Raw genomic sequence first — 20,891 nt, forward strand, 5'->3', positions numbered from 1 at the left:
GGACAACTCCGGCACCGTAGGAGTTACAAGCGAGGGAAAGGGAACGTGTGTGTGAACGTGCGGACAACGAGGCGACCCTAAGTCGTGAGGAATTGCGTCTAGCCAGCAGCCCCGTAGCCGTGCACCATGGATAGATGGACCCCGTCGAAGCGCTGCGGGAAATTGCGTTCTGGCTCGAACGCTCGCGCGACGAGGCCCCGAGGATCGCCGCCTTCCGGCGGGCCGCCGACGTGATCGCCTACTCGACCCCCGAGCAGCTCGCCGACCTCGAGGAGGCCGGCTGGATGGCACTGCCCGACATCGGGTCCGAGCCCGCCGCGATCATCCGTGAGTGCGCCGGATCGGTGCCGCTGTATCTGCTGTATCTGCGCGGGTCCGCGGAGCCGATCGGGCTCGGCGGAACGGAACTGCTCGAGGCCCTCCGCGGCGATCTGCACACCCATTCGGACTGGTCCGACGGCCGGTGCGAGATCAGGGAGATGATGTACCGGGCCGCCGCGCTGGGGCACGAATACTGCGCGATCACCGACCACTCGCCACGGCTGACGGTCGCCAACGGGCTGTCCTCGGAGCAGCTGCTCACCCAGCTGAACGTGGTCGCGGAACTGAACGTCGAGCTCGCGCCGTTCCGGGTGCTCACCGGGATCGAGGTCGACATCCTCGACGACGGGTCCCTCGATCAGGACGACGACCTGCTCGCCGACCTGGACATCGTGGTGGCCAGCGTGCACACGCATCTGGACACCGACCGCGCGACGACGACCAAGCGGATGCTGCAGGCCGTCAAGTCTCCGCACGTCGACGTCCTGGGGCATTGCACCGGCCGGCTGGTCGAGGGCACCCGGGGGCCGCGGCCGGAGTCGAAGTTCGATGCGGAACGGGTCTTCGAGGCGTGCCGCGAGTACGGCACCGCGGTGGAGATCAACTCCCGCCCCGAGCGGCGGGACCCGCCGGGTCGTCTGATCGATCTGGCCCTGAACAGCGGCTGCCTCTTCTCCATCGACACCGACGCGCACACCACCGGTCAGCTCGCCTGGCAGGGCTACGCCTGCGAGCGGGCCGCCGAACGCGGCGTCGAACCGTCGGATGTGATCAACACCCTGCCCGTGGCCGAGTTGTTGGAGTGGACCGGCGCGCCGATCCGGCGATGATCCGCGTCGTGCTGGTTGCGGTTGCGGTCGTGGCCCTGCTGATCGCCGCCGGGTGGGTGCTGCAGCGACGACTGATCTACTTCCCCGACACCGCCCCGGTGCCGCCTGCGGACCAGCTGATCGCCGGGGCCGAGGACGTCACGCTGACCACGTCGGACGGCCTCGAACTCGGCGCCTGGTACGTGCCACCCGCGGGCAGTGACCTTCACATGACCGTCCTCGTGGCGGCCGGGAACGCCGGCAACAGGGCCGACCGGGCGGTGCTGGCGTCGGACCTCGCCGCCGCGGGATTCGCCACGCTGCTCTTCGACTACCGCGGGTACGGCGGCAACCCCGGTCACCCCAGCGAGGACGGGCTGGCGCTCGATGTCCGCGCGGCCCGCCGGCACCTCGTCGACGAGCGTCGGGTGCCGCCGGAGCGGCTGCTCTACTTCGGGGAAAGTCTCGGAACCGGCGTGGTCACCGAACTCGCCACCGAGCATCCACCGGCGGGCCTGTTGCTGCGGTCGCCGTTCGTCGACCTCGCCTCCGTCGGCCGGCACCACTACCCGTTCCTGCCGGTTCGGTTGCTGCTGCGTGACCGCTTTCCGGTCGCGGAGTTCGTCACCCGCATCGACGTGCCCACCACCGTGGTCTACGGCACGGCCGACATCGTCGTCCCACCCGGCCAGAGTGCGCGCGTGGCCGATGCGGCGCTCGGCGACGTCGACACCGTCGTGCTGGCCGGGGCCGGGCACAACGACGACGTGATGTTCGGCGGCGCGCAGATCGTCCGCGCCACCGCCGATCTCGCCGCGAGGGCGCTCCGCGCCCCGTGAGTGGTTGACGAGTCTCTGCACTCGCCCCCCACGCACCGGCGCGTCAGCGCACGATGACGACGTCCAGCGTCCGTGGACCGTGGACGCCCTCCACACGGTTGAGTTCGATGTCGCTGGTGGCGCTGGGACCACTGATGAATGTCAGCGGCTTGGTCGCGTCGAGGGTCTGGAAGGCCTGCGGCACGGTGTCGACGATCTGATCGGTGCGCACGATGCAAATGTGGTGATCCGGGACCAGGGTCAGCGCCCGCCGGCCCTGACCGGCGCCGCCGTCGAGCACGATGGTCCCGGTGGCGGCGATCCCGAGGGTGCAGCCGGTGACCACGACGTCGAGCGCGTCGAGTTCGAGTGTGGACAGTTCGGCGGGTGCACCGTCGACGACGACGTCACGCCGGGGCCGCCACGACTCCGGCAGGTCCGGCGGGACGACGGCCCGCGCCCCCTCCGCGATCAACCCGGTGACGATCTTCGAGACCGTGCTCTCGTCGGCATGGAAGACCTGCGCGCGGTAGTCGTCGACGGTGTGGGCGAACAGCTCGGCGTCCCCGGGCCCGGACACGGCATCACGGTGGTAGTCGCGGGGAACCGGTTCGGGGGCAGGCGCTTCGGCGAGCGCCGACCGGATCCGGGACAGTATCTCTTCGCGTGCGGTCATCGTGTCGTGTCCTCGTGAGTGCGGGCCCACCATTGTCGGAACGTTTCCTTCGGCGGGGAGGGCAGGTCGCGGCTCGCGGTCCACTTCGATCCGGGGTACGGCAGCGACGTGATGCGTCCCTTCTTCCCGGCCAGCACCCGGCCGATCTTGGACGCCGTCTCCGCGGCGGCGAACCGCTTCTCGGACCCCATCACGAAGCCCGCGGCCTTCATGGCGAGGTCCTGGCCGCCCGGCAGTCCGTGCCGCTCGGAGTCGACCTGTTCCGCCCGCAGGTGCACCAGGATGCTGGGGATGTCGATGCGTACCGGGCAGGCGTCGAAGCAGGCGCCGCACAGTGTCGACGCGAAGGGCAGCGACGCGTTCGGGTCGTCGTGACCGGTGGTCCCGGTGAGTTGCGGGCTGAGGATCGCGCCGATCGGACCGGGATAGACGGACCCGTACGCGTGCCCGCCCGCCCGCTCGTAGACGGGGCACACGTTCAGGCACGCGCTGCAGCGGATGCAGTGCAGCGCGGAACGCCCGACCTCGTCGGCGAGCACGTTGGTGCGACCGTTGTCGAGGAGGATCACGTGGAAGTTCTGCGGCCCGTCGCCGGGGTGCACCCCCGTCCACATGGACGTGTACGGGTTCATCCGCTCGGCAGTGGACGACCGCGGCAGCAGCTGCATGAACACCTCCAGGTCGGTGAAGGTGGGCACCAGTTTCTCGATGCCCATCAGCGTGATGAGCGTGTCCGGCAGCGTCAGGCACATCCGCCCGTTGCCCTCCGACTCCACCACCGCCAGGGTCCCGGTCTCCGCGACCCCGAAGTTCGCGCCGCTGATCGCGACCTTGGCGGACAGGAACTTTCGCCGAAGGTGTGCCCGGGCGGCCATCGCCAGCGCCCGGGGGTCGTCGGTGATGTCCGGGTCGATGCCCGGCATCGCCTTCAGGAAGATCTCCCGGATCTCGGCCCGGTTGCGGTGAATGGCGGGCACGAGGATGTGGCTCGGTTTGTCCTCGCCGAGTTGGACGATGAGTTCGGCGAGGTCGGTCTCGATCGCCGCGATCCCGTTCTCCTCGAGGTGCTCGTTGAGGCCCGTCTCCTGCGTGGCCATCGACTTGACCTTCACGACCTCGTCGGAGCCGGTGGCCCGGACGAGGTCGGTGACGATCCGGTTCGCCTCCTCCGAGTCGCGAGCCCAGTGGACGGTGCCGCCGCGGGCGGTGACGTTCTCCTCGAACTGCGCGAGCAGTTCGGGGAGCCGCGCCATCACGTCCGCCTTCAGGGCGCTGCCGGCCCGCCGCAGTTCCTCCCAGTCGTCGACCTCGGCGACCGCGGCGATGCGCTTGTTGCGGATGGTGGTGGTGGCCGCGCCGAGGTTGGCGCGCAGCTGGGTGTCGGCGAGGGACTTCCGCGCGGCCTCGGGGAAGGATTCGGTGCCCCGGATATTTCCGGTGCCCGCATGGAAGGTGGGTGAGCCGAGGAACGTGGTCATGCGTTGCTCCCGATCTTCTCGGTGCTCGCCAGGATTTCGGCGAGGTGGACGGTGCGGACCCCGCTGCGCAGCCGGGACAGTCCGCCGCCGATGTGCATCAGGCAGGACGAGTCGCCGGCGCTGCACACCTCGGCGCCGGTGCTCAGGACGTTGCCCATCTTGTCGGCGAGCATCGCGGTGGAGGTCTCGGAGTTCTTCAGCGCGAACGTTCCGCCGAAACCGCAACAGGATTCGGCGGCGGGCAGTTCGATCAGGGTCATCCCGCGCACCGCACGCAGCAGTTGCAGCGGTTTGTCCGCGACGCGCAGCATCCGCAGCGAGTGGCACGTCGGGTGGTACGTCACCCGGTGCGGGTAGTAGGCGCCGACGTCGGTGACACCGAGGACGTCGACGAGCAGTTCGGACAGCTCGTACGTCCGCGACGCGACCTCCTCGGCGCGCGTCGCGAGCGATTCGTCCCCGTACCGGCGGGCGACCATCGCGTGCTGGTGCCGGACGGATCCGACGCACGACCCGGATGGGGCGACGGCGACGTCCCAGGACGGTCCGCTCTCGAACGCGTCCACGTGGTGACGCACGAGCGGCAGCGCCTCGGCCTGGTAGCCGGTGTTGACGTGCATCTGCCCGCAGCACGTCTGCTTGGGCGGGAACACGACCTCGTGGCCGAGCCGCTCGAGGAGGCGGACCGTGGAGGTGGCGGATTCGGGGAACAGGGCATCCGCCAGGCACGTGGCGAACAGGGCGATTCTCATCGGTACTCCAACCGGGCTGGGCTGTGGTCTGACCACAGTAGCGCACTGTGGTCAGACCACACCAGGTAAACTTCGATCGTGCGCACACACGAGGTCGTCCTGCACCGCATCGAGCAGGATCTGGCGGCCGGCAAACTCACCGTCGGCGGCCGGTTGCCCGCCGAGCGGGCGCTCGCGGAGGAACTGGGGGTCGGTCGCTCGTCCGTCCGCGAGGCCATTCGCGTGCTCGAGGCGATGGGCATCGTGCGCACGGCGGTCGGGTCCGGTCCGGACGCCGGTGCGATCGTGGCCGCCGACCCCGCCGCATCCATCGGCGCGGCCCTGCGACTGCACATGGCGACGCGCACCCTGCCGATCCGCGACGTCGTCCAGACGCGCACGCTGCTCGAGTCGTGGGCGGTGCAGGAAGCCGCCGAACAGTCCCGCGACCTCGACTTCTCGGCCATCGACGCGCTGCTCGACGCCATGGACGACGAGGAGCTGTCCCCCGAGGCGTTTCACCGGCTCGACGCCGACCTGCACGTCGCGATGGCCGGCCTCGCGGGCAACGTCCTCGTCGAGGCGATGATGGCCTCGCTCCGCGATTCCATTCACGGCTACGTCATGGAGGCCGTTCCGCTCCTCGACGACTGGCCGGCGGTCGCGACCGGCCTGCGCTGCGAGCACCGCGGCATCGTCGGCGCCCTCCGCGCCGGGCGCGGCGCCGAGGCGGCCGGCCTCGTGCGGGACCACATCGAGGGCTTCTACGGGCGCTTCGCGCCCGTGCGTGGTTAAGGAGTCTCTGGACTCGTCAACCACTCGCGGGGCGGTACGCCCCCAGGATCTGCGCCTCGGCGTCTTCGAGGTAGGTCTTGAGCAGCTGACCTGCGGCTTCGGTGTTGCCGGCGGCCAGGGCGTCGTAGATCTCGTGGTTGCGGGTGAGGTACGGCCCGTGGAATCGGTGGGCGTCGTCCATGACGTGGAAGACGAGCCGCGCCTCATTCCACACGCTGCGCATCAGTTCGTCGATGCGGTTGCTGTTGTTGAGGCTCGCGAGGGCGCTGTGGAAGTGGATGTCGGCGGTCCCGACGCCGGTCCAGTCCTCGACGGCGTGCCGCTCGTCGGCCAGGGCGAGGGCCTCGGCCACCCCCGACAGGTCGCCGGTCTCGGGGTCGAATCCGTTGACGCCGGCGCATTCGACGACGCGTCGGCAGATGTAGAGCTCGGTGATGTCTTCGGCGGTGGGCACGCGGACGAAGACGCCGCGGTTGAGTTCGTGCGCGACCAGGCGGTCTTCGATCAGGATCTGGAAGGCCTCGCGGACGGTGTTGCGGGAGACGTCGAGGGCGGCGCAGATGTCGGGTTCGGAGAGTCGCGCCCCAGGTCGGAACGTTCCGTCGATGATCGCGTCGCGCAGGATGCCCGCCACCCGCGTGGTCCTGCTGGTGCGTTCGAGCAGGCCGCGGTGAGCGGCCAGGCGGGAATGCGCATCGCCGCGAAGGGCATTCGAGCTGGTCAAGTCCACTCCTCAGGTTTCGATCTCGACCGCAAGCATAGTTGTCAGCGCCTTTTCGCGATTTCTTCCAGGATAACGATCCCCTCAGGGTATTGCAGGATCGTTGAACGATTTGTAACGTGAGGGCGGTTACATCCCTTCTTCAGGCGAGGTGCCATGACCACAGATACACAGACCGAGGTCGCGCAGGCGCGCCCCTTCGACTGGTTCCGCACCCTCGGGCCGAAGGGAAAAAGAGCCTTCGTCGGCGCGTTCGGCGGGTACGGGCTCGACTCCTACGACTTCCAGGTCCTCCCGCTCGGCCTCGCGGCGATCGCCGCCTACTTCGGCCTCACCACAGGTCAGGCGGGTTTGCTGACGACGGTGACGCTGGTGGTGTCCGCGCTCGGCGGCGCCCTCGCGGGTGTCCTCGTCGACAAGATCGGCCGGGTCCGGACACTGCAGGTCACCGTCGCGACGTACACGATCTTCACGGTGCTGTGCGGCTTCGCGCAGAACTTCGAGACGCTGCTCGTCTTCCGCGCCTTCCAGGGCCTCGGCTTCGGCGGCGAGTGGGCGGCGGGTGCGATTCTCGTGGCCGAGTACGCCCGGGCCGAGTACCGGGGCCGGGCCGTGGCGTTCGTCCAGAGCGCGTGGGCGGTCGGCTGGGCTCTCGCAGTGATCGTCTACACGATCGTCTTCCAGCTGTTCGATCCCGACGTCGCCTGGCGAGTGCTGTTCTTCACCGGTGTTCTGCCCGCGTTCCTCATCATCTGGGTCCGCCGGAATCTGAAGGACCCCGAGGTCGTCACGGCGCGTCGTGAGTCCGCGGGCAAGGAAACGGGTTCGTTCGCAGCCATCTTCCGCGGCCCGCTGATCCGCACCACCGTGTTCGCGTCGCTGCTCGCCACCGGTGTGCAGGGCGGCTACTACACGCTGGCGTCCTGGCTGCCGACATTCCTCAAGAACTCGCGCGGACTCGACGTCGTCGGCACCGGCGGCTACCTGGCGATCCTGATCTCTGGCGCGTTCCTCGGTTATGTCAGCGGCGGCATCCTCACCGACAAGCTGGGACGCAAGCGGACCATGCAGTTGTTCGCGGCGCTGTCGGCCGTCTTCATGGTGGGGTACACCCAGGTGCCGGAGGGCGCGAACACGTTGATCCTCATCCTGGGCTTCCCCCTCGGCTTCTGCACGTCGGCGATCTTCAGCGGCTTCGGATCGTTCCTGTCCGAGCTGTACCCGACGCACGCCCGCGGCACCGGCCAGGGCTTCACGTACAACTTCGGTCGCGCGGTCGGCGCCGTGTTCCCCGCGGTCGTGGGCTTCCTGGCGGCCACCCAGCTGGGTATCGGCGGCGCGATGATCTTCGGTGCCCTCGGGTACGCCATCGCGGTGATCGCCCTGTTCTTCCTCCCCGAGACCCGCGGGATCCAACTTGACTGACTCACCGACCGACCTCCGCTCCGCATTCCGATCGGGACGCATCACCCCGACCGCCGGTCTGGCGCCCGGATTCGCGCAGACGAATCTCATCGCCGTCCCGGAGGACTGGGCCTACGACGTCCTGCTGTTCACGCAGCGGAACCCGAAGCCGTGCCCCGTCCTCGACGTCGGCGACGTGGGGTCCCGCACGACGACGCTCGCACAAGGCGTCGACATCACCACCGACCTGCCGCTGTACCGCGTGTGGAAGGACGGGGAACTCGCCGACGAGACCGCGGACGTGTCAGCGCTGTGGCGCGACGACCTCGTGGCCTTCCACATCGGGTGCAGTTTCACGTTCGAGCACCCGGTGGCCGCTGCCGGCGTACCGCTCCGGCACGTCGAGCAGGGCAGCAACGTCCCGATGTACGTCACCAACCGCGACTGCAGGCCCGCAGGCCGGGTGAGCGGACCGATGGTCGTGTCGATGCGGCCCGTTCCCGAACACCAGGTGGCCCTCGCGGCGGCGATCTCCGCGCGGATGCCGGCCGTTCACGGCGGGCCCGTGCACATCGGTGATCCCGCGGAACTCGGCATCGCCGATCTCGCGGCCCCGGACTTCGGCGATCCGGTGACGTTCGCGCCGGGCGACGTGCCGATGTTCTGGGCGTGTGGGGTCACCCCGCAGGCAGCGGTGATGGCGTCGCGGTTGCCGTTCGCGATCACCCACGCACCCGGGTACATGCTGATCACCGACACCCCGGACAGCGAGTACGTCCTGGAGGTCCCCGATGCGCATTGATCTGAACTGCGACCTCGGCGAGGGCTTCGGGCAGTGGCGCCTGGCCGACGACGAGGCCCTCCTCGACATCGTCACCAGCGCCAACATCGCGTGCGGGTTTCACGCGGGGGATCCGATGATCATCCGCCGGGCCTGTGAGAACGCCGCCGCACGCGGGGTCGCGATCGGTGCGCACGTGGGATTCCGGGACCTGGCCGGATTCGGACGCCGTGAACTCGGGGTGGCGCCGGCGGATCTGCGCGACGAGACGCTCTACCAGATCGGCGCGCTCGCCGTGTTCGCCCGCGCTGCCGGATCTTCGGTGACGTACGTCAAACCGCATGGTGCGCTCTACAATTCCGCCGCGCTCGACTACGAGCGGGCCGATGCGGTCGCGTCGGCCATCGACGAGTTCACCGAACCGCTCGCACTCGTGGGCCCACCCGGCTCGCAGCTGCAGCGGGCCGCGGAGACCCACGGCATCGAGTTCGTGGCCGAAGGGTTCGCCGACCGCCGCTACACCGCCGCAGGCACTTTGACGTCGCGTTCGGTTCCGGGCGCCGTCATCGACGATCCCGAACTGGCCGCCGCGCAGGCCGTGCGGATGGCGTCCACCGGAACGGTGGAGGCGATCGACGGGGAGCAGGTCGCGGTCGCGGTGCACAGCATCTGCGTGCACGGTGACACCCCCGGGTCGGTGCGCACGGCCCGTCGGGTCCGGCACGCCCTGGAGAGCGCCGACGTCACCCTCGGGTCGTTCACATGACCACCCCCAGCGCCGCCACCCGGATCCTCCCCGCGGGCGACCGGGCCCTGCTCGTCGAACTCGAGTCGGAACCACTGGTCGTGTCGCTGACCGAACGGCTCCGCCGCACACCGGTCCCCGGTGTGGAGGACGTCCTTCCCGCCGCGCGCACGGTGCTCGTCACGACGACACCGCGGACCGACCTCGACGAGGTGCGCCGCGCGTTGCGGACGATGACCGTCGATCTCGCGGAATCCGATCCCACCGGCGCATCCGACTCCGACCCGGTCACGATCCCGGTCCGCTACGACGGCGCGGATCTCGCCGACGTCGCCGGCCATCTGCGGATCACCCGCGAGGACGTGATCGCCGCCCACACGTCGGCAACCTGGCGTTGCGTCTTCATCGGATTCGCACCGGGTTTCGCCTACCTCAGCTGCGGCGACGACCGGCTCACCGTTCCCCGCCGCGCCCAGTCCCGCACCGTGGTGCCCGCCGGGTCGGTGGCCCTCGCCGGCGGCTACGGCGCGGTGTATCCGCGATCGTCGCCCGGCGGATGGCAGATCATCGGAACCACGGACTCCCCGATGTGGAACCTCGACGCGGAGCCCCCGGCGCTGCTGCAGCCGGGACGTCGCGTCCGATTCGTCGACGAGGAAACACTGTGAGTGAACTCGAAGTACTCGAAACGGGACCGCTCAGCCTGATCCAGGATCTCGGCCGCCCCGGCTACCTGAGTTCGGGAGTGGGCGTGTCCGGCGCCGCCGACCGCGGGTCCGCGAAGTTGGCGAATCGTCTCGTCGGCAACGACGAGGGCAGTGCCTGCATCGAGGTGCTGATGGGCGGCCTCGCCCTGCGCGCGCGTGCGGTGACCACCGTTGCCGTCACGGGTGCGCCCGCGCCGGCGCTGCTCGACGGAATCCCGATGGGCCACGCGAGCGTCATCGTGATGCACCCGGGGCAGACGCTGCGGTTGCAGTACGCGCAGGTCGGCCTGCGCTGCTACGTGGGCATCCGCGGCGGCGTCGCGGTTCCGGCGGTACTCGGCTCCCGCAGCAGCGACACTCTCTCCGGGATCGGCCCGGAAGCGTTGAAACCCGACGACGTTCTGCCCGTCGGCACGGGGACGAAGAACTTCCCGAACGTCGACGTCGCGCCGCTGCCCGCGTTGGACCCGGGACCGCTGTCGGTCCGCGTCATCGCAGGCCCCCGCGAAGACTGGTTCACCAACCCGGGCGCGCTGACCACGGGTGCGTGGGCCGTCTCCCCGGACACCGACCGCATCGGCGCCCGCCTGAACCGGCACGGCGACGCGCCCGCGCTGGTGCGGACGTCCGAGGCCGAACTCCCCACCGAGGGTGTCGCGCTCGGTTCCATCCAGGTTCCGCCGAGCGGGCAGCCCGTCGTGTTCCTCCCGGACCATCCCATCTCCGGTGGCTACCCCGTCATCGGCGTCGTCGCGGACGAGGACATCGACCGGATCGCCCAGGCCCGACCAGGTCAACTGATTCGCTTCATCACTGCGTGATCGGCTTCGGTCCGATCCCACTACAGGAGATCACCCCATCGTCATGAACACCATCGGCACGGAACTCGACACCCCCTGGTCCCACGAGCTGTGGCGCAACACGCTGCTCACAGAACCGCACCGCCAGGGCACCGCGGTCGCACGCCACTATGCGTCCGCGCTGCCGATCAGCTATGCCACCGAAACCGATCCGGCACAGGCGATCCGCGACATCGTCGAGGTGGAACGACTCGACGTCGACAGTGTGGCGCTGACGTTCACCACCACCGAGGCGTCCGCGCCGTACGAGAACCTCAAGATCTACGCCGTCGGAAAACCCGCACCGCTCAACGAGGTTCTGCCGATCCTGTCCAGCCTGGGCGTCAACGCCCTCGACGAACGTCCGGCGGCGCTGACCCGCCCGGACGGGCATCGTGCCTGGATCTACGACCTGACCGTCGACCTGGTCGCCGTGACGGACGGCCACGGCGTCACTCGAGACCGCCGGATCGCGGACGCGTTCCGCGCGGCGTGGACGGGTGAGACCGAGGTCGACGGGTTCAACACTCTCGTCCTGCACGCCGGGCTCGGGTGGCGTCAGGTGACCATCCTCCGCGCGTACGCGGCGTACCTGCGTCAGGCCGGACTCCCGTACAGCCGCAGCAACGTCGAACGAGTGCTGCTGAGCAACACTGCGATCACGCAACTCCTCGTCGAATTCCACGCGCTCCGACTCGACCCGGGCGTCGAACGCGACACCGCCGCGGAGGACGCCCTCGAGGGCCGCATCTTCGCCGCGATCGACGCCGTCGCCGGAATCGACGCCGACCGGATCCTGCGGGCACTGCTCTCCCTGATCCGCGCCACCACCCGGACCACGTACTTCGCCGGCGACCGTCCCACGACAGCGCTCGCATTCAAGTTCGATTCCTCGTCGATCGACGAATTGCCGCTGCCGAGGCCGAAATACGAGGCATACGTGTACTCGCCCCGGATGGAGGGCGTGCACCTGCGATTCGACGACGTCGCCCGCGGCGGCATCCGATGGTCGGATCGGCGCGACGACTTCCGCACCGAGATCCTCGGACTCGTCAAGGCGCAGGCCGTCAAGAACGCCGTCATCGTGCCCGCGGGAGCGAAGGGCGGTTTCGTCGTCAAGAACCCGCCCACCCCGTCCGGTGATGCCGCCACCGACCGGGAGGCGATGCTGGCCGCGGGAATCTCCTGCTACCGCGAGTTCATCTCGAGCCTGCTCGACATGACGGACAACCTCGACATCACCACCCGGCAGGTGATGGCGCCGGAGGGCATCGTCCGGCGCGACGGAGACGACACCTACCTCGTGGTCGCCGCCGACAAGGGGACGGCGGCGTTCTCGGATGTCGCCAACGCGATCGCGCTCGAGCGGGGGTACTGGCTCGGCGACGGATTCGCGTCCGGTGGGTCCGTCGGCTACGACCACAAGGCGATGGGCATCACCGCCCGCGGCGCGTGGGAAAGCGTCCTGCAGCACTTCCGGGAGATGGGCGTCGACACCCGCACCGACGACTTCACCGTCGTCGGCATCGGCGACATGAGCGGCGACGTCTTCGGCAACGGGATGCTGCTCAGCCCGCACATCCGGCTGATCGCGGCGTTCGACCATCGGCACGTCTTCATCGACCCCGATCCCGACCCGCAGAGGTCGTGGGACGAGCGCGCACGGCTGTTCGCGCTCGGCAGGTCCAGTTGGAAGGACTACGACGGCGCGGTCCTGAGCGAGGGCGCCATGATCGTCGACCGGTCGGCGAAGTCGGTTCGCCTCACCCCGCAGGCCCGGCGCGCGCTGGGCATCGAGACCGATCGGGCACTGACCACCGTCGAACTCGTCCGTGCCGTCCTCGGTGCTCCCGCGGACCTGCTGTGGAACGGCGGCGTCGGCACGTACGTGAAGGCGACCTCGGAGAGTCACGCGGACGTCGGCGACAAGTCGAACGACGCCGTCCGGCTCGACGCGCCCGCGCTGCGCGTCCGGGTGGTCGGCGAGGGCGGCAACCTCGGACTGACCCAGCTCGGCCGGATCGAATACGCGCGCAACGGAGGTCGCGTCAACACCGACGCGCTCGACAATTCGGCCGGGGTCGACTGCTCCGACCACGAGGTCAACATCAAGATCGCCCTCGCGGGCGCCACCGCGGACAACTCCCTCGCCGCGCAGGACCGTCGAGAACTGCTGTCCGACATGACCGACGACGTCAGCAGGCTCGTCCTCGCCGACAACCGCAGTCAGAACGAGATGATGAGCCTGAACCGGGCGCAGGCAGGCACGCTCGTCAGCTTCCACTCCCGCATGGTCGACGACCTGGAACGCCGCGGGCACGTGGACCGCGCGATCGACGTGCTCCCGACGTCCGCTCAGTTCGGTGCACTCGAACGCGAGCAGAAGGGGCTGACGAGCCCGGAACTGGCGCAGCTCACCGCGCAGGTCAAGCGGTTCATCAAGAGTGAGGTGTCGGGCACCACCCTGCCCGACAACCGGGTGTACGCCGGCCGGCTGCACGACTACTTCCCGCCGCGCCTCGGCCGCGAATACGCGCACACGGTCGCCGTGCACCCGCTGCGCCGGGAGATCGTCACCACGTCGGTCGTCAACGACATGGTCGACCGGGCGGGGATGACGTTCGCCTTCCGCCTGCGCGAGGAGACCGGCGCCGACTCCGCGGAGGCGGTGAACGCCTTCACGGCGGTCACCGAGATCTTCGACCTCGGAGCGACTTTCGAACGGATCCGGGCGGCCGCCGACACGACGCCGGCCTCCGGGACGAACGCGCTGACGGTGCAGACCCAGCGGCTGATCGACCGGGCGTCGCGGTGGCTGACCACGCACCGCCCGCAACCGCTGCCTCTCGAGGCCACCATCGCCCGTTACCGGCCGGTCGTCCGCGAACTCGGTCCGCGTGTGCGGGAATGGTTGCAGGGTGACGAGATCACCGCGGTCGAGGGTCGAACCGAGGCCCTGACGTCACGGGGTGCGGAGCCCGGGATCGCCGCCGACGTGGCGGATCTCCTGCACACGTACTGCCTCCTCGACATCGTGGACATCGCGGAGATCTCACAGCACCGCGCCGAGGACGTCGCGGAGTTGTACTTCGCGCTGTCCGCGCACCTGCACATCAACACCGCGCTCACCGCGGTCACGGCCCTGCCCCGGCTGGACCGGTGGCACGCCCTCGCGCGCCTCGCGCTGCGGGACGATCTGTACAGCTCGCTGCGCGCGATCACCCTCGACGCGCTGTCGGTGAGCGAACCCGGCGACGACGCATCCGACAAGGTCGACCAATGGGAGCAGCACAACGCCGCCCGCCTCGCCCGCGCGCGTGCACTGCTCACCGAGATCGAGTCGGAGGTCGCCACCGAACCCACGTTGGCGCTGATCTCCGTCGCGGCCAGGCGGATCCGGGCGATGACGCGGTAGGCGCTTCGCGCCCGTGCGTGGTTGAGGAGTCTCTGGACTCCCTAACCACGCACGAGCCGCGCAGCGGCCTACAGCACCTGCGACAGGAACTGCTGCAGGCGTTCGGTCTCGGGCTTGTCGAACAGCTGATCCGGTTTGCCGGTCTCGACGACGGCACCGTGGTCCATGAACAGCACGGTGTCGGACACCTCGCGGGCGAAGCCCATCTCGTGGGTGACGACGACCATCGTCATGCCGCCCTTGGCGAGGTCGGCCATCAGGGCGAGGACGCCCTTCACCAGTTCGGGGTCGAGTGCCGAGGTTGCCTCGTCGAAGAACATGACCTCGGGCTTCATCGCCAGGGCCCGCGCGATCGCGACGCGCTGCTGCTGCCCGCCGGACAGGTTGCCGGGACGCGAGTCGGCCTTGTTGGCGAGCCCGACGAGTTCGAGTTGCTCGAGCGCCAGCGACCGCGCCTCGTCCTTGGACATCCCCTTGAGCTTGCGGGGCCCGAGGGCGATGTTGTCGACGACGGTCTTGTGCGGGAACAGGTTGAAGTGCTGGAACACCATGCCGATGCGCTGCCGCAGCTTGTCGGGGTTGTCCTTCAGCACCGACTTTCCGTCGAGGAGGACGTCGCCCTGATCAGGTTCGTGCAGCCGGTTGAGGACGCGCAGCAGCGTGGACTTTCCGGAGCCGGACGGTCCGATCACGGTGACGGTGTCGCCGGCGTCGACGTGGAGGTCGACGCCGCGGAGCACCTTGTTGGTGCCGAACGCGAGATGCAGGTCGGTGCCAGTGAGAGAGACGGCCATCGCCTTATCCCCTTTCCACGACGATGGACTGTTCCACCGGGTCGAGCGTGCCGGACGTGTCGGCGCGCCCGGTGCGCAGACGGTTGTCGATGTAGTTGACGAGGTGCGTCAGCGGAATCGTGAGCGCCAGGTAGAACAGGCCGGCGGCGACGAGCGGCGACAGGTTGCCGGTCTGGGCGTTGAGGTCGCGGCCGACGGCGAACAATTCCCGCTGGCTGACGAGCAGGCCGAGGAAGTAGATCAGCGACGAGTCCTTGATCAGGGAGATGAACTGGTTCATCAGCGCGGGCAGCACCCGTCGCACACCCTGCGGGACGACGACGAGCGTCATCGACTTCCGGTAGCTGAAGCCGAGCGCCCGGGACGCCTCGAGCTGTCCGGGTTCGACGCTCTGGATGCCGGATCGGAAGATTTCACCGATGTACGCCGACGCGAGCAGTGACAGCGCGGCCGCACCGAGCCAGTACGGGTTGTTGCCGGTGAGCCCCTTGACGATGGGTCCGGCGCCGAGTCCGACGATGAGAATGATGACGACGGCGGGCAAACCGCGGAACACGTCCGTGTAGACGCGGGCGGGCCAGCGGAGCCAGCGGGTGCGGGAGATGCCTGCCATCGCGAGCAGCATGCCGAGGACGGTGCCGACGATGCCCGACGCCAGCGCCAGGATCAACGTGTTCGGCAGACCGGTCTTCAGAAGGTCGGGGAACGCCCGCGTGTAGAGGTCCCAGTTGAAGAACGTGTCCTTCAGCTGTTGGAGCGTCGATTTGGGTTCCGCGACCGGGGTTTCGGGTGTCGTGTCCGCGTTCTGGGCGGCGAGTGCGGCGAAGTCCGGCAGGTCGGGCGCCGGCGCCGCCTTGCTGCCGGGCTTCCAGCCCTCGGGCAGTTCGCGGGGCACCCAGTCGGAGTACAGCTGCGCCCAGGTGCCGTCGGCGATGACGGCGTCGAGCCCGGAGTTGAGGGCGTCGATGAGCGGCTGATTTTCCTTGTTGACGGCCCAGCCCACGAAGTTGTTGACACTGAAGGTGTTCTCGACGATCGACGTGGGATCGCCCGGCGCAATGGCACCCTCGGCCTGCTGCGACGGCGCCACCCAGGCGTCGATCTGCCCGGACTTCAGGTTGGCGTACGCGGTCGCGTAGTCGGGGAATTTCACCGGGTTCAGCTTCAGCGTGTTCACGACGTAGTCGTCCTGGACGGTGCCCTGGACGACGCCGATGCGGGTGGACGCGGTCAGATCGTCGAAGCCCTGGATCGGTCCGCCGTTGGGGACGACGAGGGAGAAGTAGCCGAAGTCGTAGCCGTTGGTGAACCCGACGGTGTTACGGCGCTCGTCGGTGGTGGTGATGGACGAGGATCCGACGTCGAAGCGGCGCCCCGCGACCTGGGCGAGCAGGCCGGCGAACTCGGTGCCGACGAAGTCGACGCGCAGGCCCAGCTTGTCGGCGACGGCCCTCAGCAGTTCGTTGTCGTAACCGGTGAACTGGTTCTCCGAGTTCACACAGATGCTCGGCGGCGCGTCGGACAGCGTGCCGACGGTCAGCACGCCCGGGGTGATGAGGTTCAGCTTGGACGCGTCGATCTGGTCGAGGGGGGTGACACCGGGGGTGGTGTATTTGTCCTCGGCCGCGGCGCCCGAGGCTGCGAGGTTGGTCGGGGCAGCGGTGGCCGCCCCCACGCCGGGTGGCGAACACAGATCCTGCGACGCCGATCCCGACGTACTGCTGTCACTCGAACACGACGACAGGGTCAGCGCCAGCAGGGCGGTGAGCAGTAGCGCCACCACCACACGGATCTTCGCTCCGACGGAAGAAAACATGGTGAGCAGCGTAACCCTGGCAGTCGGTATTTCCGGGGTCGGAGGAGGTCCGGCGCGACGCCCGTCACTCTCCTTGTTTGTCATACAAACAAAGTCGAGTTATTGTTTGCCGTACAAACAAGTAGAAGGGCGGTCATGGTGTCGCAGACGGGCCGAGCAGCGCGCGCAACCCGGGAGTCCGGTCGTCAGACCCGCGACGCCCTGTTCACCGCCGCCACCGAACTGTTCCTCGAACACGGCGAAGGCGTCGCGATCACGCAGATCTGCGCGGCCGCTGGGGCCCACCCCAACCAGGTGACCTACTACTACGGTTCCAAGGAACGGCTCTTCGTCGAAGTCGCGTGCGCCGCCGTGCTGCGCGCCGGCAAGCGTGCCGAGGACGACGCCGCGACCGCCGAGACCGTCGGCGACTACACGGAGAAACTCGTCGGCTCTCTCCTCGGCCCCGGAGCGCCCAGCGTCGAACTGTTCGTGGAAGCGATGCTCATGACCGGCCGCCGCGGCGAACTCCGCGACCTCATCACCGACACCCTCCGCACTCTGCATTCCTCGGGCGAGGACGCGCTCATCCGCACACTGATGCGCACCGGCTGGAAACTGCGCGCCGGCATCGACGTCGAGGCGAAGGCGTTCTGGTCGGCGATCTTCGGACTGGTGATCCAGAAGACCGCCACCGGCGAGAGCTTCGGCTACTCACTCGAGGAGGCCGTCGCCGTCATCTTCGCGAATCTGCAGATCCCCGAGACCGTCCTCAACACCTCCATCGACTGAACCCCTCTCCAAGGAGCGCGATGAACATCGTTCGCGTATTCGACAGCAACGTCCGCAAGACCCCCGGCAAGGCCTTCCTCCATTTCCAGGGTCGCGACCATACGTATGGTTCCGTGCAGGACGGCAGCCGCCGCGCCGCCGCCCTGCTGCGCCGGCTGGGGGTCGGGCACGGGGACCGCGTCGCCGTCATGTGCTTCAACACCCCGGGCTTCGTCTACGCGATGCTCGGCGCCTGGCGCATCGGCGCGGTGGTGGTGCCCGTCAACCACAAGATGCAGGCCCCCGAGGTCGACTACATCCTGCGGCACGCGCAGGTGAAGGCGTGCGTCTTCGACGGCGAACTCGCGCCCGTGATCGAACGGCTGGAAACGCTGGTGCAGCTGCTGTCGACCGACACCGCCGCGGAGGGGTACACCTTCTTCGACGACGCGATCGCCGACGTCGACCCGATCGACGGCATCGAAGTCGGCGAGAACGACCCGGCCGAGATTCTTTACACGTCCGGCACCACCGGCGCGCCGAAGGGTTGCGTGCACAGTCACCGCAACGTCGTGCTCGTGGCGACCACGGCGGCCCTCGGATTGTCGATCACCCGCGACGAGCGGCTGCTGATGGCCGTCCCGATCTGGCATGCGTCCCCGCTGAACAATTGGCTGATGGCAACGCTCTACATGGGCGGCACCGTCGTACTCGTCCGCGAGTACCATCCCGTCCACTTCCTGGAAGCGGTTCAGCAACAACGCATCACACTGTGCTTCGGACCGCCGGTCATCTACACCACGGCACTGAATGCCGTGCCGAACTTCGCCGACTACGACCTGTCGAGCGTCCGGGCCTGGCTGTACGGCGGCGGGCCGATCGGCGCGGACGTGGCGCGCCGGCTCGTCGAGTCGTACCGGACCACCCACTTCTACCAGGTGTACGGGATGACGGAGACCGGTCCCGTCGGAGCCGTCCTCTACCCGGAGGAGCAGCTTGCGAAAGCAGGATCGATCGGCCGGGTCGCGCTGGCCGGCGTGGACATGCGCCTGGCCGCGAGCGACGGTGGCGAGGTGCCGGCCGGGGAGATCGGCGAGATCTGGTTGCGCACCGAGACCGTGATGCAGGGCTACCTCGACGACCCGGACGCCACCGCGGCCGTGTTCGCCGACGGCGGCTGGTACCGCACAGGCGATCTCGCACGCAAGGACGACGACGGCTACCTCTTCATCGTCGACCGCGCGAAAGACATGATCATCACCGGCGGCGAGAACGTCTATTCCAAGGAAGTGGAGGACGCCATCTCCGGCCATCCCGGCGTCGTAGATGTCGCGGTCGTCGGACGCCCACACCCTGAGTGGGGCGAAACCGTCGTCGCGCACGTCGTGTGGCGCGAACCCGACCTCCTGGGGGCCGACGACCTCCGCGGCTATCTGTCGGACAGGCTGGCGCGCTACAAGATTCCCCGCGACTACGTGTTCGCCACCGTGCTGCCCCGCACCCCCACCGGCAAGATCCAGAAGCATCTGATCCGCTCCGCGAGCTGACTCACGAAAGACAGTGCCATGACTACCTTTTCCGACACGAACGTCACCCACCCCGCTCCGCACCGGACGCACACCGTGCTCAACCAGTCGGTGCCCCGCACCGACGTCAACGAGTTCACCCTCGACACGGTGCTGTCCGAGGCGGTGTCGCGTCACGACGCCGACTGGGCCACTCCGGAACTCACCGACATCGGTGCACTCGTCGGCAGCGCGCAGTTCCAGCACGACGCGGAACTCGCCAACACCGTGATCCCCGAGCTGAAGACGTTCGATCGCTGGGGCAACCGGATCGACGAGGTCGAATACCACCCCGCCTATCACCGGATCATCTCCGCGGCCGTAGCTCACGGCGCGCACACGTCGGCGTGGGCCGACCCGAAGCCGGGCGCGAATGTCGCGCGCGCCGCGGCCTTCATGATGTTCGCGCAGATCGAACCCGGACACTCCTGCCCGATCTCGATGACCAACGCCGTCATCCCCTCCCTCGATGTGCAACCCGACGTCGCCGCGATCTGGAAGCCGCGTGCCCTGTCCCGCAGCTACACCCCTGAACTCGATGCGCCCGGCAAGGCGTCCGCGATCTTCGGCATGTCGATGACGGAGAAGCAGGGCGGCTCCGACGTCCGCGCCAACACCACCGTCGCGAAACCCGCCGGCCGCGGCGGTCCCGGCGCCGACTACCTGCTCACCGGTCACAAGTGGTTCTGCTCCGCGCCGATGTCGGACGCGTTCCTCGTCCTCGCGCAGGCGGAAGGGGAAGGCGGCGAAGGCCTGTCGTGCTTCCTGCTGCCCCGGATTCTGCCTGACGGCACCCGGAACGTCTTCCGCATCCAGCGGCTCAAGAACAAGCTCGGCAACAAGTCCAACGCGTCTTCGGAGATCGAACTCGACGGCACCGTCGGCGTCATGGTCGGCGAACCCGGACGCGGGGTCCGGACGATCATCGAAATGGTGGCGCGCACCCGCCTCGACTGCGTGCTCGGCAGCGCCGCGGGCATGCGGCAGTCGGTGGCCGAGGCGGTATGGCACGCCCGGCACCGTTCGGCGTTCGGTGCCGTGCTGGCCGATCAGCCTGCCATGACGTCGGTGCTCGCCGACCTCGCGCTCGAGTCCGAGGCGGCGACGGTCACCGCCCTGCGCCTCGCCCGCGCTCACGACGACGACGCGAGTGAGCAGGAACGCAGCTTCCGCAGGCTGGCGACCGCGGTCGCGAAGTACTGGATCTGCAAGCGCGGCCCGCACCACGCGTACGAGGCGCTGGAATGCCTGGGCGGCAACGGCTACACCGAGGACTTCCCCCTCGCCCGCCGCTACCGCGAGCAGCCCGTCATGGCCGTGTGGGAAGGGTCGGGCAACGTCATCGCCCTCGACGTGCTGCGCGCGATGACCCGCGAACCCGACAGCGTCGCGGCCTTCGACGCCGAGGTGAACCTGGCGCGCGGCAGCAACGCCGTGTTGGACGCGCACCTCGACCGGGTCCGCCGCCGACTCGGTGACCTCGCCGGACTCGACCCCGCCGCCGCCCAGTTGCGCGCCCGGACCGTCGTCGAGTCGATGGCCCTCGCGCTGCAGGCGTCGCTGCTGGTTCGGTTCTCCCCGGCTTCGGTCGCGGACGCATTCGTCGACGCCCGCCTCGGCCCCGACCGCACCCACGAGTACGGCACCCTGTCCCCGGCCGCCGACCTCGGGTCCATCCTCAAACGCGCATAGCGCCCGTGCGTGGTTAAGGAGTCCAGAGACTCGT

At 68.8% G+C, this 20,891-nt stretch carries 18 protein-coding genes; 12 read left to right on the top strand and 6 right to left on the bottom strand.

The window, feature by feature from the left end; genetic code table 11:
- Positions 1–134 precede the first annotated feature (134 nt).
- Together RJ1_RS09105 and RJ1_RS09110 are read left to right on the top strand one after the other, a co-directional pair.
- Positions 135–1,151 (top strand): PHP domain-containing protein, encoded by a 1,017-nt coding sequence (locus RJ1_RS09105; RefSeq protein WP_073359629.1) that lies wholly within the window; start codon positions 135–137, stop codon positions 1,149–1,151.
- The gene (locus RJ1_RS09110; RefSeq protein WP_073359652.1) at positions 1,148–1,969 is read left to right on the top strand and encodes an alpha/beta hydrolase; all 822 of its coding nucleotides are present in this window, start codon (positions 1,148–1,150) and stop codon (positions 1,967–1,969) included. Before RJ1_RS09105 ends, RJ1_RS09110 begins: the two co-directional genes overlap by 4 nt.
- 43 nt (positions 1,970–2,012) lie before the next feature.
- On the opposite strand, the gene RJ1_RS09115 is transcribed toward RJ1_RS09110, so the two are convergent.
- The 3 genes from RJ1_RS09115 to RJ1_RS09125 are packed head-to-tail and all read right to left on the bottom strand — an operon-like array spanning position 2,013 to position 4,854.
- The gene (locus RJ1_RS09115) at positions 2,013–2,624 is read right to left on the bottom strand and encodes a LutC/YkgG family protein (protein WP_073359630.1); all 612 of its coding nucleotides are present in this window, start codon (positions 2,622–2,624) and stop codon (positions 2,013–2,015) included.
- A complete protein-coding gene (locus RJ1_RS09120; protein WP_073359631.1) occupies positions 2,621–4,102 on the bottom strand; it encodes a LutB/LldF family L-lactate oxidation iron-sulfur protein in 1,482 nt (493 codons plus the stop codon). Before RJ1_RS09120 ends, RJ1_RS09115 begins: the two co-directional genes overlap by 4 nt.
- Positions 4,099–4,854 carry a (Fe-S)-binding protein gene (locus tag RJ1_RS09125; RefSeq protein WP_073359632.1) on the bottom strand — a complete coding sequence of 252 codons (756 nt, stop codon included), beginning with the start codon at positions 4,852–4,854 and terminating at the stop codon, positions 4,099–4,101. Before RJ1_RS09125 ends, RJ1_RS09120 begins: the two co-directional genes overlap by 4 nt.
- 78 nt (positions 4,855–4,932) lie before the next feature.
- Here RJ1_RS09125 and RJ1_RS09130 point away from each other — a divergent pair, with 78 nt between their 5' ends.
- Positions 4,933–5,628 (top strand): FadR/GntR family transcriptional regulator, encoded by a 696-nt coding sequence (locus RJ1_RS09130; protein WP_073359633.1) that lies wholly within the window; start codon positions 4,933–4,935, stop codon positions 5,626–5,628.
- 16 nt (positions 5,629–5,644) lie between these two features.
- Here the strand turns inward: RJ1_RS09130 and RJ1_RS09135 are convergent, their stop codons facing one another.
- Positions 5,645–6,358 (bottom strand): GntR family transcriptional regulator, encoded by a 714-nt coding sequence (locus RJ1_RS09135; protein ID WP_073359634.1) that lies wholly within the window; start codon positions 6,356–6,358, stop codon positions 5,645–5,647.
- Positions 6,359–6,505: 147 nt separating this feature from the next.
- Between RJ1_RS09135 and RJ1_RS09140 the strand changes: the two genes are divergently transcribed.
- The 6 genes from RJ1_RS09140 to RJ1_RS09165 are packed head-to-tail and all read left to right on the top strand — an operon-like array spanning position 6,506 to position 14,240.
- The gene (locus tag RJ1_RS09140) at positions 6,506–7,774 is read left to right on the top strand and encodes an MFS transporter (protein ID WP_073359635.1); all 1,269 of its coding nucleotides are present in this window, start codon (positions 6,506–6,508) and stop codon (positions 7,772–7,774) included.
- Entirely contained in the window at positions 7,767–8,555 is a 789-nt protein-coding gene (locus RJ1_RS09145) for a putative hydro-lyase (RefSeq protein ID WP_073359636.1), read from the top strand. The genes RJ1_RS09140 and RJ1_RS09145 overlap by 8 nt, the downstream gene beginning before the upstream one ends.
- Positions 8,545–9,300 carry a LamB/YcsF family protein gene (locus RJ1_RS09150; RefSeq protein ID WP_073359637.1) on the top strand — a complete coding sequence of 252 codons (756 nt, stop codon included), beginning with the start codon at positions 8,545–8,547 and terminating at the stop codon, positions 9,298–9,300. Before RJ1_RS09145 ends, RJ1_RS09150 begins: the two co-directional genes overlap by 11 nt.
- Positions 9,297–9,947, top strand: coding sequence for a 5-oxoprolinase subunit B family protein (locus RJ1_RS09155; RefSeq protein ID WP_073359638.1), 651 nt, complete (start codon positions 9,297–9,299; stop codon positions 9,945–9,947). The genes RJ1_RS09150 and RJ1_RS09155 overlap by 4 nt, the downstream gene beginning before the upstream one ends.
- Positions 9,944–10,807, top strand: coding sequence for a 5-oxoprolinase subunit C family protein (locus tag RJ1_RS09160; protein ID WP_073359639.1), 864 nt, complete (start codon positions 9,944–9,946; stop codon positions 10,805–10,807). The genes RJ1_RS09155 and RJ1_RS09160 overlap by 4 nt, the downstream gene beginning before the upstream one ends.
- A 43-nt stretch (positions 10,808–10,850) precedes the next feature.
- Positions 10,851–14,240, top strand: coding sequence for an NAD-glutamate dehydrogenase domain-containing protein (locus RJ1_RS09165; protein WP_073359640.1), 3,390 nt, complete (start codon positions 10,851–10,853; stop codon positions 14,238–14,240).
- A 68-nt stretch (positions 14,241–14,308) separates the two neighbouring features.
- Here RJ1_RS09165 and RJ1_RS09170 read toward each other — a convergent pair whose 3' ends face one another.
- Both RJ1_RS09170 and RJ1_RS09175 read right to left on the bottom strand, forming a co-directional pair.
- On the bottom strand, positions 14,309–15,034 hold the full coding sequence (locus tag RJ1_RS09170; protein ID WP_005249317.1) for an amino acid ABC transporter ATP-binding protein: 726 nt from the start codon (positions 15,032–15,034) through the stop codon (positions 14,309–14,311).
- Between the two features lie 4 nt (positions 15,035–15,038).
- Positions 15,039–16,850 carry an ABC transporter substrate-binding protein/permease gene (locus RJ1_RS09175; RefSeq protein ID WP_073359641.1) on the bottom strand — a complete coding sequence of 604 codons (1,812 nt, stop codon included), beginning with the start codon at positions 16,848–16,850 and terminating at the stop codon, positions 15,039–15,041.
- A gap of 135 nt (positions 16,851–16,985) precedes the next feature.
- Here RJ1_RS09175 and RJ1_RS09180 point away from each other — a divergent pair, with 135 nt between their 5' ends.
- Genes RJ1_RS09180 through RJ1_RS09190 form a run of 3 tightly spaced genes read left to right on the top strand, consistent with a single transcriptional unit; the run spans position 16,986 to position 20,857 of the window.
- Positions 16,986–17,621: a TetR/AcrR family transcriptional regulator C-terminal domain-containing protein gene (locus RJ1_RS09180; protein ID WP_073359642.1), complete on the top strand. Its 636-nt coding sequence runs from the start codon at positions 16,986–16,988 to the stop codon at positions 17,619–17,621.
- Positions 17,622–17,641: 20 nt separating this feature from the next.
- Positions 17,642–19,147, top strand: coding sequence for a class I adenylate-forming enzyme family protein (locus RJ1_RS09185; protein ID WP_073359643.1), 1,506 nt, complete (start codon positions 17,642–17,644; stop codon positions 19,145–19,147).
- Positions 19,148–19,165: 18 nt separating this feature from the next.
- A complete protein-coding gene (locus RJ1_RS09190; protein WP_073359644.1) occupies positions 19,166–20,857 on the top strand; it encodes an acyl-CoA dehydrogenase family protein in 1,692 nt (563 codons plus the stop codon).
- The last annotated feature ends 34 nt before the right edge of the window (positions 20,858–20,891 follow it).

The organism is Rhodococcus jostii NBRC 16295, from assembly GCF_001894825.1.
Taxonomy (GTDB): domain Bacteria; phylum Actinomycetota; class Actinomycetes; order Mycobacteriales; family Mycobacteriaceae; genus Rhodococcus_F; species Rhodococcus_F jostii.